Here is a 12,952-nt window from a genome sequence, read left to right on the forward strand (position 1 = left end):
CCCTCTCCCGCCGGATCCCTACACGCCGCGCGGCGAAAGCCGCGCGGACGGACGCAACTTTGCCGTTCCGGCCCGTTCAAAAGGGAAGCCCAGAACGGGCTTCCTTTTTCACGTCCATAACAATGAAAACCATACACCGCCGCCAAACCCTGACCCGCTCTCTGTTCGAGCTGTTCAGTTCGATGCGCTTCGCCATCGGGCTGCTCACCGTGCTCGGCATCGCCTCCATCATAGGCACCGTGCTCAAGCAAAACGAGCCCTATCCCAACTATGCCTTCGAATTCGGCCAGTTCTGGTTCCAGGCCTTCGAACTGCTCGGCTTGTATGACGTCTACCATTCGGCCTGGTTCCTGATCATCCTGGCCTTCCTGGTGCTGTCCACCACGCTGTGCATCATGCGCAACGGCCCCGGTTTCATCAAGCAGATGCGCAGCTATCGCGAGAAGGCCGGCGACAACTCGCTGGCGGCGATGCCGCACAGCCAGGCGTTGGAAGCCGACGCGATCGAACTACCGCTGCTGCTGGGCTATCTGCGCGGCCAGGGTTTCCGCTGGAGGGAGGCCGAGCGCGACGGCGGCGTGAAGCTGATCGCCGCCAAGAAGGGCGCCGCCGGCAAGCTCGGCTACTTCCTCGCCCACATCGCGCTGATCGTGATCTGCATCGGCGGCCTGCTGGACGGCAACCTGCCGCTGAAGCTGGGAGAACTAGCCGGCCGCATCGTGCCGGAAACCCGCGACCTCCCGCAAAGCCAGATTCCGGAGCAGAGCCGGCTGGGGCCGTCCAACCTGTCCTTCCGCGGCAACGTCACCATCGCCGAGGGCAAGAGCGCCGACGTCACCTTCCTCAACTCCGGCAATGGCTACCTGGTGCAGGAGCTGCCCTTCATCGTCTCGCTGAAGAAATTCCACGTCGCCTACTACAGCAACGGCATGCCCAAGCTGTTCGCCAGCGACATCGTGGTCACCGACAAGAAAAGCGGCAAGACCACCGAGGCCACGGTCCAGGTCAACCACCCGCTGATCGTCGACGGCGTCGCCATCTACCAGTCCAGCTTCGGCGACGGCGGCTCGCCGCTGAAGCTGAAGGCCTGGAATCTGGCCGCGCCGAACGGCGCGCCGACAGCGCTCACCGGCGTGTCGATGAACAGCCAGCCGCTGCGCGCCAACGGCAAGGACTACGCGCTGGAATTCGGCGAACTCAGGGTATTCAACATCGAGAACGTCGCCAAGCCGGGCGAAGGCGATCCCACCCTCATCCAGCGCATGCACGACGCGCGCGAGGTGAAGCTGCACAAGGATCTGAAGAACTACGGCCCGTCCATCACCTTCAAGCTACGCGACACCCAGGGCCAGGCGGTGGAATACGTCCACTACATGGCGCCGATCGCGCAGGACGGCGCCAGCTACCTGATGGCCGGCATGCGCAAGACCCCGGCCGATCCCTTCCAGTACCTGCGCCTGCCACTGGACGACGACATGCAGGTCGACCGCTTCATGCGCCTGTACGGCGCGCTGCGCAATCCGGCGCTGTACGGCGAGATCGCCGCGCGCGCCACCCGCAAGGCGCAGCAGGGCGGCGTGATCGACGACAAGCTGGCCAAGCAGTTCGGCGACAGCGTCAAGGGCGTGCTGGAGCGCTTCGCCTCGGGCGGCTTCTCCGCGCTGGAGCAGTTCCTCGACGAGCGGGTGCCGGCCGACAAGCGCCAGGCGGTGGCGCAGACCTATATCAAGATCCTGCAGGGCGCGGTGGTGGATGTGATGGCGGTGGCCGACGACAAGGCCGGCGCCAAGCCGCTGGCCGCCGACGCCGCCCATTACCGCTTCCTGCTGGACGGCCTGGTAGCCGCCAGCGCGCTGCAGGACTATGGCTCGCCGGTCTTCCTGCAGCTGGAGGGCTTTGATCAAGTCCAGTCGTCCGGCCTGCAGCTGACCCGCTCGCCGGGCAAGACGCTGGTCTATCTGGGATCGGTCTTGCTGGTGCTGGGCATCGTGCTAATGTTCTATGTGCGAGAACTGCGCCTATGGATACGCATAGATGGCCGCAAACTGCGGGTGGCGATGGCCTCTAACCGCCACAACCGCGACTTGGACACCGCCTTCCAGCGTCATCTCGACGCGATCAAACAGCTGACACGGGGAATATGATGGAACTGGCAACAACGAGATTCGACCGTCTTCCACTGTGGAGACGGCTGGACCGCCGGGACTGGGCGTACGCGCTGCTGATCGCCGTCGCCGCCGGCTATGCCTTCTCCCTCTACCATCACGCGATGGACGGTTACGAGCAGGCCATCCTGGCCGGCTCTGCGCTAGGCCTGGTGGCGCTGGGATGGTTCTGGCCGGCCTGGCGCTGGTTCTTCCCGCTGGCTGGCGTGCTGGCGCTGCTGGGCATCCAGCTATACCAGCATGACCTGGCCCGCGGCCAGAGCGCTTTCTGGCTCAAATACGCGCTGTCCAGCCAGTCGGCGATCATGTGGATGTGCTCGTTGTTCTTCCTGGCCACCGTCGTCTACTGGATAGGCCTGGCTCGCCGCTCAGCGCAACTGGCGCGGATGGGCGCCGGCCTGACCTGGGCTGCCGCGGTGATGGGGCTGGCCGGCCTGTTCGTGCGTTGGTACGAGAGCTATCTGATCGCGCCGGACGTCGGCCACATTCCGGTGTCCAATCTGTATGAAGTGTTCGTGCTGTTCACGCTGATCACCGCGCTGATGTATCTGTACTACCAGGCCAAGTTCGCCGCAGCGCAATCCGGCGCGCTGGTGCTGCCGGTGATCAGCGCCGCGGTCGGCTTCATCCTGTGGTACAGCTTCGACCGCCAGGCACACGGCATCCAGCCGCTGATCCCGGCGCTGCAATCGTGGTGGATGAAAATCCACGTGCCGGCCAACTTCGTCGGCTACGGCGCCTTCTCGCTGGCCGCGATGTTGGGCATCGGCCAGTTGCTGGCGCAGAAGGGCTGGCTGAAAGACCGCCTGCCGGCGGCCGAGGTGCTGGACGAAATGATGTACCAGGCCATCTCCGTCGGCTTCCTGTTCTTCACCATCGCCACCATCCTGGGCGCGATGTGGGCTGCCGACGCCTGGGGCGGCTACTGGAGCTGGGACCCGAAGGAAACCTGGGCGCTGATCGTGTGGCTGAACTATGCCGCCTGGCTGCACATCCGGCTGGTGAAAGGCTGGCGCGGCGCGGCGCTGGCCTGGTGGGCGGTGATCGGCCTGGCCGTCACCAGCTTCGCCTTCCTCGGCGTCAACATGTTCCTGTCCGGCCTGCATTCCTACGGCGGCCTGTAAACCCCGCTGTCTCTCCAAAGCCCGGCGTCTGCCGGGCTTTTCGCATTTTCCCTGTCCGGAACGCTGGCATTTGGTATCCTTGTAGCGTTTTTATCGCTTTTTTATCGCACAAGGAACGCGTTACACCATCATGGACTTTTCATGGCTGTCCGACCCCGCCGCCTGGCTGGGCCTTTTTACGCTGATCGTCCTCGAGATCGTACTCGGCATAGACAACCTGATCTTCGTGGCCATCCTGGCCGACAAACTCCCACCGGAACAACGCGACCGCGCCCGCATCGTCGGCCTGTCGCTGGCACTGGTCATGCGCCTGATCCTGCTGGCCAGCATCTCCTGGCTGGTCACCCTGACCACGCCGCTGTTCTCGGTCATGGGGGTCGGTTTCGCCGGCCGCGACCTGATCATGCTGGGTGGCGGCGTGTTTCTGCTGTTCAAGGCCACCACCGAACTGCATGAGCGGCTGGAAGGCGTCGACCACGTCAAGAGCGGCGGCCAGCGCGCCTACGCCGCCTTCGCCACCGTGGTGGCGCAGATCCTGGTGCTGGACGCGGTATTCTCGATCGACTCGGTGATCACCGCCATCGGCATGTCCGAACACCTGCCGGTGATGATGCTGGCCGTGATCATCGCCATGATCCTGATGATCGCCGCCAGCAAGCCGCTGACCGCCTTCGTCAACGCCCATCCGACGGTGGTGATGCTGTGCCTGGGCTTCCTGCTGATGATCGGCTTCAGCCTGATCGCCGACGGCTTCGGCTTCCATATTCCCAAGGGCTATCTGTACGCGGCGATCGGCTTCTCGGTATTGATCGAAGCCTTCAACCAGGTGTCGCAGGCCAACCGCATCCGCTACCTGAACCGCTCGCAGAGCTTCCGCGAGCGCACCGCCAACGCGGTGCTGAGCCTGATGGGCAGCCGCCTGTCCGCCGCCGGTGCCGACGAGGCCAAGCCCGAGGCCGGCCCGCTGCCGGTGGAGGACACCGCCTTCGCCCACAACGAGCGTGCGATGATACACAGCGTGCTGACCCTGGCCGAGCGGCCAATCCGCGTGATCGCCACCCCGCGCGCCGACATCCACCGCCTGGACCTGAGCCAGCCGGAGGCGGCCCAGCGCCAGGCGCTGCGCGACAGCCCCTACTCCCGCCTGGTGGTGATCCGCGACGGCAGCATAGACGAGCCCCTGGGCATCGTCGCCCGCAAGGACCTGCTGGCCCAGTTGCTGGACGGCCGCGCGCTCGACATCGACGCCGCGCTGCGCCAGCCGCTGGTGCTGCCGGAAACCGTCACCGTGCTGAAGGCGCTGGAAAGCTTCCGCCAGAACGCCGCCGACATGGCCTTCGTGGTCAACGAGTTCGGCAGCCTGGAAGGCATCGTCACCCAGAAGGACCTGATGGAAGCGATCGCCGGCGAATTCCCGGAAGAGCATGAGCGCCATGAGCGCCCGGCCATCGCGGTCAACGACGACGGCAGTTACGACGTGGAAGGCAGCCTGGAGCTCGTCACGCTGGAGCAATACCTGACGCTGGGCGACTTCGAGGACGAAGACTTCCACACCGTGGCCGGCCTGCTGATGGACTGCCTGGAGCGAATCCCGCGCGAAGGCGACGAAGTGACCGTCGGCGAATGGAAGCTGCGCGTCACCGCGCAAAAGGGCAACCGCACCGAGCGCGTGCTGATCAGCCCGCTCGCCAACGGCTTCGATGCCGCCATCTGAGCATGAGCCGGGGCCGTCCCGGCCCTGGTTTCTCTACGTGCTGCGCTGCGTGGACGGCGCGCTGTACACCGGCGTCAGCACCGACGTCGCGCGCCGCTACCGCCAGCACCTGGCCGGCAAGGGCGCGCGCTACACCCGCCTCAACCCGCCGGTCGCCGTCGAACTGGTGATCGAATACCCCGGCCGCTCCGCCGCGCTGCAGGCCGAACACGCGTTCAAGCGGCTCACCGCCGCGGCCAAGCGGGACTTCCTCCGCGACCACGCCGCCCCCCGCCCGGCGGGCTGACGCGTCTTTTCCCCTCCCAGCGCTGGCCGCCGCCGCGCGATGGACGGTATAGTGAACGCCATCGTCATCATGCGCGGCTGCGAGCGCGGCCGGTCCGCCACAGGGAAAATCCATGTCAAACCGCATGTCCCGCCTCGCCGCGCTGCTGGCCGGCATCCTGCTGGCCTCCGCCGCCGGCGCGGCCGACGCCGTCCGCGTCGGCTCCAAGATAGACACCGAAGGCGCGTTGCTGGGCAACATCATCCAACAGGTGTTGGAAGCCCACGGCGTGAAGACCGAGGGCCGGCTGTCGCTGGGCAACACCAAGGTGATGCGCACCGCCATCGCCGCCGGCGAAATCGACATCTACCCCGAATACACCGGCAACGGCGCCTTCTTCTTCTCCGACGAAAAGAACCCGGCGTGGAAATCCGCCGCCGCCGGCTACCTGCGCGTCAAGCAGCTGGATTACGACAAGAACCGCATCGTCTGGCTGGCCCCGGCGCCGGCCAACAACACCTGGACCATCGCCGTGCGCCGCGACGTGGCTGCCGCCAATCGCCTGCAATCGCTGGCCGACCTGGGTGCCTGGCTAGGCCGCGGCGGCCGCTTCAAGCTGGCCGCCTCGGCCGAATTCATCGAACGGCCGGACGCGCTGCCCGCCTTCCAGAACGCCTACGGCTTCAAGCTGCGCCAGGACCAGCTGCTGGCGCTGGCCGGCGGCGACACCTCAGCCACCATCAAGGCGGCCGCCGAACAGACCTCCGGCGTCAACGCCGCGATGGCCTACGGCACCGACGGCCCGGTTGCCGCGCTGGGCCTGGTGGCGCTGGGCGACCCCAAAGGCGTGCAGCCGGTGTACGCGCCGACGCCCATCATCCGCGCCGACGCGCTGAGCCGCCACCCGGAGATCGCCGCCTGGCTCAAGCCAGTGTTCCAGTCGCTGGATGAAGCAACCTTGCAGAAACTCAACGCCAGCATCGCGCTGGAAGGCCGCAACGCGCGCCAGGTGGCGGCCGGTTACCTGAAGCGCAAGGGCTTCATCCAGTGACGCCGCGGTCGCCCGCCTGATGCGGCTGCGCAACCGGGTGCAGCTGGCGCTGGCGCTGCTGCTGCTCGCCGGCCTATGCAGCCCGCTGCTCAGCCATGCCCCCAACCGCCTGCTCAGCGGCCAGGGCCTGCGCCTGCCCGCGCTGACCGGCGCGCTCTGGATGATCGTTCCGGCGCTGCCTATGCTGCTGTCGCCGTGGCTGCGCCCGTCGCGCCGGCTGCGCGGCCTGCTGGCCTTGTGCGCCGCCCTGCTGGCCAATGGGCTGTTGCTGCAGGCCGGCGTCGAGGCCGCGCGGCTGAGCGGCGATCCCGACTCGCTGGCCCGTACCGCTTTCGGCGCCGGCTTCTGGCTGTTGCAACTAGCCGCCTGCCTGCAACTGGCCGAATCGCTGCGCGGCCTGGCCCTGGCGCCGCCCATCCGCGCGCTGATCGTGTGCGCCGCCTGCCTGCCGGCCCTGGCGCTACTGGCCGCCGGCCGGCTGGACGCGCTGGCGCTACTGCGCGAATACCATAACGATCCGGACGTGTTCCGGCAGGCGCTGCTGCGGCACCTGCAACTGGTGGGGCTATCGGTGCTGCCTGCCGCGCTGTTGGGCGCGGCGCTGGGACTGGCCGCTTTCCGCCGGCCGCGCGTCGAGGCCTGGCTGTTCCCGATCTTGAACACCTTGCAGACCATCCCCTCGCTGGCGCTGTTCGCGCTGCTGATCGCGCCGCTGGCCTGGCTGGGACGGCTATGGCCGCAATCGGGCATCGCCGGCGTCGGCCTCGCGCCGGCCGTCACCGCGCTGACGCTGTACTCGCTGCTGCCGATGACCCACGGCACGCTGGCCGCGCTGCGCCAGGTGCCGGCCGCCGCCCGCGACAGCGCGCGCGGCATCGGCATGTCGCCGTGGCAGATCTTCCACCGGGTGGAGCTGCCGCTGGCGCTGCCGGTGTTCATCGCCGGCCTGCGCGTCACCACGGTGCAGGCGGTGGGTCTGGCCGCGGTGGCGGCGCTGATCGGCGCCGGCGGCTTCGGCGCCATCCTGTTCCAGGGCCTGTCGGCCAGCGCGCCGGACCAGGTGCTGCTGGGCGTGCTGCCCATCGTGCTGCTCACCCTGTGCTGCGACGCCGTCTTCAAACTGCTGGCCTCCCGGCTGGAGCCCGTCCGCCGATGATTGAAATCGCCAACGTCAACAAAGCCTTCCACGGCGCGCCCGCGGTGACCGACCTGTCGCTGACCGTCGCCGAAGGCGAATTCGCGGTGCTGGTGGGCACCTCCGGCTCCGGCAAGTCCACCATGCTGAAAATGCTGAACCGGCTGCTCGAGCCGGACAGTGGCGACATCCGCGTCGCCGGCCGCGACATCCGCGCCCAGCCGCCGGAACTGCTGCGCCGCCATATCGGCTACGCAATCCAGTCCGTCGGCCTGTTCCCGCACTGGACCGTCGAGCAGAACATCGCCGCGGTGCCGCAACTGTTGAAATGGCCGCGTCAGCGGATACAGGCCCGGGTGGACGAACTGCTGGCGCTGCTGCAACTCCCCGCCGACTTCCGCCGCCGCTATCCGCACCAGCTGTCCGGCGGCCAGCAGCAGCGGGTGGCGCTGGCGCGCAGCCTGGTGAAGCGTCCCAAGCTGCTGTTGCTGGACGAGCCGCTGGGCGCGCTGGACAAGAAACTCCGGCAACAGACCCAGCTGGAGCTGGTCAACACCATCGAGGCGGTGGGCGTCACCTGCATCATGGTCACCCACGACCAGGAAGAGGCGATGACCATGTCCAGCCGCATCGGCATCATGAGCGAGGGCAAGCTGCTGCAGGTGGGCACGCCGACCGAGATCTACGAATATCCGAGCTGCCGCTTCACCGCCGAATTCATCGGCGAGACCAATATGTTCGAAGGCGCGGTGGTGGTGGACGAGCCGGACCGGGTGGAGATCAATTCGCAGGAGCTGGGCGGCGTCATCCACATCGACCACGGCATCACCGGCCCCAAGGGCATGCATGTGTGGGCCAGCGTGCGGCCGGAGGACGTGCGGCTGGACAAGCAGCCGCTGCAGCCCGGCGCCAACCGCGCCGCCGGCACCGTGCGGGACATCGCCTACCTGGGTAGCTACTCCGTTTATCACGTGAAACTGGCCGGCGGCAAGATCGTCAAAGCCGTGGTGCCATCGTCGCGCTGGTGCGACGCCAACGAGACCGCGCCCACCTGGGACGAGACGGTCTATCTCAGCTGGCGCGCCGATTCGCCGGTGGTGCTGACCCAGTGACATCCGCGTCCCCGGCCTGCCGGGAGCTTCCCTTTCGATTCGCCCTGAGGACTTTATGCTGCGTTTCGCCCATCAGCCGCATCCGCCATCCTATTACGCCGCCACCGCCCACGCCTGGGACCCGCAGCCTCCGCTGCGCGGCGAGGCCGCTTGCGATGTGTGCGTGGTGGGCGGCGGGCTGGCCGGGCTGTCGGCGGCGCTGAACCTGCGGGAGAAGGGCTTCTCCGTCACTTTGCTGGAGGGCTCGCACGTCGGTTTCGGCGCTTCCGGCCGCAATGGCGGCCAGGTGATCGCGGGCTATGCCGGCGATATCGACGGCATCCGCTCCCAGGTGGGCGAAGACGCGGCCAAGGCGCTGTGGGACATGTCGGTGGAAGCGGTGGAAATCATAGACGAGCGCGTGCGCCGCCATGACATCCGGTGCGACTGGCAGCGCGGCTATATCAGCGCGGCGGTCAAACCCCGCCATATGCGGGAGCTGGAAGACTGGCAACGCGAGGCCGAGCAACGCTACGACTACGGCGGCATGCAGCTATGGGAACGCGAGACGCTGCGCGGCAAGCTGGCCAGCGAGCGCTATCAGGGCGGCCTGTTCGACCCCCGGTCCGGTCATCTTCACCCACTAAACTACACGCTGGGCCTGGCCCGCGCGGCGCTGGATGCCGGCGTGGCCATCCACGAGCAGACGCCGGCGCTGCGCATCGAACAGGGCGACGCGCCCAAGGCGTTCACCGAGCACGGCGTCGTGCGCTGCCGCCAGCTGGTGCTGGCCTGCAATTCCTATATCGGCGCGCTGGCGCCGCAACTGGAGCGGCGCATCATGCCGGCCGGCACCTATGTGATCGCCACCGAGCCATTGGGCGAGGAGAGGGCGCGCGCGTTGATCGCCGACAATATGGCGGTGTGCGACACCAATTTCGTGCTCGACTACTACCGGCTGTCCGCCGACTACCGCTTGCTGTTCGGCGGCAAGGTCAGCTACTCCGGCCACGAGCCGCGCGATCTGGCCGGCTCCATGCGCGCCGACATGCTACGCGTGTTTCCGCAGCTGGCAGATGTCGGCATCGATTACGCCTGGGGCGGATTCTGCGATATCACCGTCAACCGCGCGCCGGATTTCGGCCGCCTGTCCGGCAATGTCTACTACCTGCAAGGCTTCTCCGGCCACGGCGTCAACATCACCGGCCTCGCCGGCAAGGTGGTGGCCGAGGCCATCGCCGGCACCTCGTCGCGTTTGGACCTGTTCGCCAAGATCCGCCACCGCGACTTTCCCGGCGGCAAGCTGCTGCGCACCCCGGCGCTGGTGTTGGGGATGGCTTACTACCGAATGAGGGATTATCTGTAGATAGCGCTGGCGTAGGTGTTATGTCTGTAGCCCGGGCATGTGATAGCGTGCTCGGGCTATTTATTTTACTGGTCGTTTACTGGAAAATAATCGCGGGCTTATTTGCTGTAAAGTGTTGATTTTATAGATCTAAAGCTTTTCTCGACTTTGTCAGTTTGTGTGGTCCTGCTTTCTCGGTAAACGTTGGGCTTCATTTCATTCAGCCCAACCTACGGCCCTGTTCGTATAAATTCGGCTCTACTAAATAGTGATGAGTCGCTAGTTGCACACTTGTCGCACGAGATGCACGAGATGCACGAGCTTAATTCCCTTCGAGATATATTTGAGGTCAATGGCGGCGAATTGCAGGCAAAACGTCTTAATCAACTTATTGCGCCTCGACTTCAAGGTGGCTTTGAGGGGAACCTTCACGAGCAGGCCTGGGATGTCGCAGATAAGCTGGTTTACAAAATGAGAAATGGGGGCTGAAATGGATCACGATTCAATATTGATTGAGCTTGAAGAGTTACTAATTCAGTATAGAGATGGATTTTATACTGATGGCGAACTTACATCTTTGTGTTTGGAAATAATGGGGAGAAATCCATGCGGTCAAGTTTGGGAGGCAATGCCTGAGCATGTTAAGAGTGCTCTAATTGATCAGCTTAGAGACTTTTCGGATGATGATATTGTGACTTTCGGACGAGCTAGTGCACGAGATGCGAAAAAAGAAATTCTTCGAGTAAAGATTTGGTTGGAGGGTAAAGGCCTTATTTGACTGGAGCGATGGGTTGCCCAATAAGGAAGAGTTTGTTGTTCCAAATAAGGCCGTAGGTTGGGCTGAGTTTGTAAAGCCCAACGTTCACCGTGATACGTGGCGATCAATATTTATGGGATCGCGGATTTTCTCGGTAAATGTTGGGCTTCATTTCATTCTGCCCGACTTACGATTCTGGCCCAACGTCATCGGTGCCCCGGCGCTGGCATGACCCATCACATAAGCGGCGCATCCCCTTAACGGCGATGCGCCGTTTTCTTTTGGGTCAAGAACTCCTTAACAAATTTCGTGGCAAGCCAGAAGCAAAATGTGACGATGGGGTGTCGCGTACGGAGGGCTGGTTGATGTAGGTCGGGTCGTAGATTGGCCCGAACTAGCGAAGCCCAATATTTACCGCAGCGTAATCAAAATTCAGAACAGATACCCGCCGGCATACAGCGCCGTCGCCGCGTTGTTGATGATGGGCGCGTCCGGCGGCAGCCGGTCGGGCAGGAAGTTGGCGCCCAGCGTCGCGCCCATCAGGTAGACCCGGCTGCCGTTGACGTGGAATGCCGGGCCGCCGGAATCGCCGGTGGCGGTGCTGCTGTTGTTGGATGCCTCGATGATCAGAGCATCGGTGAAGTAAAGGTCGGGACGGCTGTGGCGCAGCACCTGGGCCTGGCGGGACGCGATGGCGGCGTTGCGGACCTGGAAAGGGTGGGACAGGTTGAGCTGCCCGCCTTGGGCGTTCAGCACATCGCCGAAGCCGGTGACGAACACGCCCTTGCCGGCCGGGTCCTGGCGGTAGAAGGCCAGGTCGCTGTTGCCGTAGGCCACGCGGTGCAGCGGGCTGGCGGCGATGTAGTCGCGTAGCGGCAGCTTGGCCTTGAAGGAGATGAACATCAGGTCGTAGTCCCAGCGGCCGTAGCCGTTGCGGAATTCGATGTCGCTGTTGTCCGGCGCCAGAATCTGTTCCTTCGTCGGCAAGGGCTGCCGGATGTTGTCCGGAGCGGCGGCGGGAAAGTCGTAGCCTACTTTCAAGCCGTCCAGAAAGCCGGTGATCAGGACGGCGACCTGGTCTTCGTTCCATGCCGTCGGCGTGGCGATGCCGGCGCGCACGCACAGATTGTGCTTGGCGGTGACGATGCCTTGGATCTGGTTGGCGTCGATGACCAGCGCGCCCGAGCCGGTGAAGCGATCGTTGCTCAGCCTGACCGAGCTGAACTGGATCTGCTCCCGGACCGCTTGCGGCAGCCGGGAGAAGGCAGCCAGCGCGTCTCGTTTGGCGGTGTCGTTGAATTGCATGATTCCGCTCCTTCAGTCTGGGGCCGGCGGGGGGCGCGGCGCTCATTCGCAGGGACGAGGAGGGGAGCGGTTTGTGAAGGGCGGCTGGCGTGATGCCCGATGGAGTCATGCCATGTCTGGCTTGAGGGGCGGCGCAGCGCTGAAGCCGGGGAGCTTTAGTCGAAGACCAGCCGATTGCCGACGGCGATATTGGTCTGTCTGGGCAGGAAATGCCGGGCATAGCCGCTGCAATGGCAGGCGAAGAGTTGGGTGCCGGCCTGGGACTGGAAATAGCGGCGGACATTCAACAGCCTCAGCGGACCTGCGCTGCGCAGGTGGAAGCCGCCTATCACCGCCCGCACGCGATTGTCGCCGCAGACTTCCATCGCGTAATCGACGGTATGGCGGATGCCGGAGTGGGCGCAGCCGCTGAAAACGATCAGGCCTTTTTCCGTGCGGCAGACCAGAGCGGAGTCGTCTTCCACCCGGTCTGGCGCGCTGTGGCGGGTTTGCGGCCACAGCCGGCCCATGGCGCCCCGGCCTTCGCGGTAAGTGCGGCGCGGAATGCGGCCGAGAAACACGAAGTCGTCGGCGAAAGGGTAAGGCTCGCGGTGCAGCTGGAGATCGAAGCGATTCTCCATATCGGCCGGGATTGCCGGGATGCCGAGCCGCCGCAGTTGCCAAGGGCCGAGCATGGCGGCGCGCGGCAGCAGGGCGTGCGGATGCGCGATGAGCTGCGGCCGCTTGTCTGTTGGAAGAATGGGGGACAGCGCGGCGAGGCCGCCGCTGTGGTCGTAATGGCCGTGGGACAGCACCAGATGGCTGAGCGTGGACAGATCGACGCCCATCTTTGCGGCGTTATCCAGCAGCAGGCCGCTGCGGCCGGTGTCGAACAGCACGCGATGGCCGTTGTGCTCGATCCATAGCGACAGGCCGGCCTCTGCTTGCAAGGCTGGCCGGTGGCTATGGTTTTCCACCAATACGCTGACTCTCATCGGTATTTGGCGAGCGTGCCGCGCCG

Annotated in this window: 11 protein-coding genes; 9 read left to right on the forward strand and 2 right to left on the reverse strand. The window is 65.2% G+C overall.

What is annotated here, in order from left to right; genetic code table 11:
- Nucleotides 1-122 precede the first annotated feature (122 nt).
- The 9 genes from LQR33_RS04620 (at nucleotide 123) to LQR33_RS04660 (ending at nucleotide 10,668) form a co-directional block, all read left to right on the forward strand.
- On the forward strand, nucleotides 123-2,144 hold the full coding sequence (locus LQR33_RS04620) for a cytochrome c biogenesis protein ResB (RefSeq protein ID WP_231467782.1): 2,022 nt from the start codon (nucleotides 123-125) through the stop codon (nucleotides 2,142-2,144).
- Nucleotides 2,144-3,289, forward strand: coding sequence for a c-type cytochrome biogenesis protein CcsB (ccsB, locus tag LQR33_RS04625; RefSeq protein WP_231467784.1), 1,146 nt, complete (start codon nucleotides 2,144-2,146; stop codon nucleotides 3,287-3,289). The genes LQR33_RS04620 and ccsB overlap by 1 nt, the downstream gene beginning before the upstream one ends.
- A 130-nt stretch (nucleotides 3,290-3,419) precedes the next feature.
- Entirely contained in the window at nucleotides 3,420-5,003 is a 1,584-nt protein-coding gene (locus tag LQR33_RS04630; protein ID WP_021475546.1) for a TerC family protein, read from the forward strand.
- Complete coding sequence (locus LQR33_RS04635) at nucleotides 4,990-5,289, forward strand: GIY-YIG nuclease family protein (protein WP_231178474.1); 300 nt, start codon at nucleotides 4,990-4,992, stop codon at nucleotides 5,287-5,289. The genes LQR33_RS04630 and LQR33_RS04635 overlap by 14 nt, the downstream gene beginning before the upstream one ends.
- A 112-nt stretch (nucleotides 5,290-5,401) precedes the next feature.
- Entirely contained in the window at nucleotides 5,402-6,319 is a 918-nt protein-coding gene (osmF, locus tag LQR33_RS04640; RefSeq protein ID WP_269326202.1) for a glycine betaine ABC transporter substrate-binding protein OsmF, read from the forward strand.
- 19 nt (nucleotides 6,320-6,338) lie between these two features.
- Nucleotides 6,339-7,475: an ABC transporter permease gene (locus tag LQR33_RS04645; protein ID WP_231467786.1), complete on the forward strand. Its 1,137-nt coding sequence runs from the start codon at nucleotides 6,339-6,341 to the stop codon at nucleotides 7,473-7,475.
- On the forward strand, nucleotides 7,472-8,566 hold the full coding sequence (locus LQR33_RS04650; protein WP_231467788.1) for an ABC transporter ATP-binding protein: 1,095 nt from the start codon (nucleotides 7,472-7,474) through the stop codon (nucleotides 8,564-8,566). The genes LQR33_RS04645 and LQR33_RS04650 overlap by 4 nt, the downstream gene beginning before the upstream one ends.
- 55 nt (nucleotides 8,567-8,621) lie before the next feature.
- Entirely contained in the window at nucleotides 8,622-9,911 is a 1,290-nt protein-coding gene (locus LQR33_RS04655) for an NAD(P)/FAD-dependent oxidoreductase (RefSeq protein WP_221668873.1), read from the forward strand.
- A 469-nt stretch (nucleotides 9,912-10,380) separates the two neighbouring features.
- On the forward strand, nucleotides 10,381-10,668 hold the full coding sequence (locus tag LQR33_RS04660) for a hypothetical protein (RefSeq protein WP_231178698.1): 288 nt from the start codon (nucleotides 10,381-10,383) through the stop codon (nucleotides 10,666-10,668).
- A gap of 411 nt (nucleotides 10,669-11,079) precedes the next feature.
- On the opposite strand, the gene LQR33_RS04665 is transcribed toward LQR33_RS04660, so the two are convergent.
- On the reverse strand, nucleotides 11,080-11,952 hold the full coding sequence (locus LQR33_RS04665) for a trypsin-like serine protease (RefSeq protein WP_231178697.1): 873 nt from the start codon (nucleotides 11,950-11,952) through the stop codon (nucleotides 11,080-11,082).
- Nucleotides 11,953-12,107: 155 nt separating this feature from the next.
- Nucleotides 12,108-12,926: an MBL fold metallo-hydrolase gene (locus LQR33_RS04670; RefSeq protein WP_231467790.1), complete on the reverse strand. Its 819-nt coding sequence runs from the start codon at nucleotides 12,924-12,926 to the stop codon at nucleotides 12,108-12,110.
- Nucleotides 12,927-12,952: the final 26 nt, after the last annotated feature.

The sequence above is a fragment of the Chromobacterium piscinae genome (assembly GCF_021129175.1).
GTDB lineage: Bacteria > Pseudomonadota > Gammaproteobacteria > Burkholderiales > Chromobacteriaceae > Chromobacterium > Chromobacterium piscinae.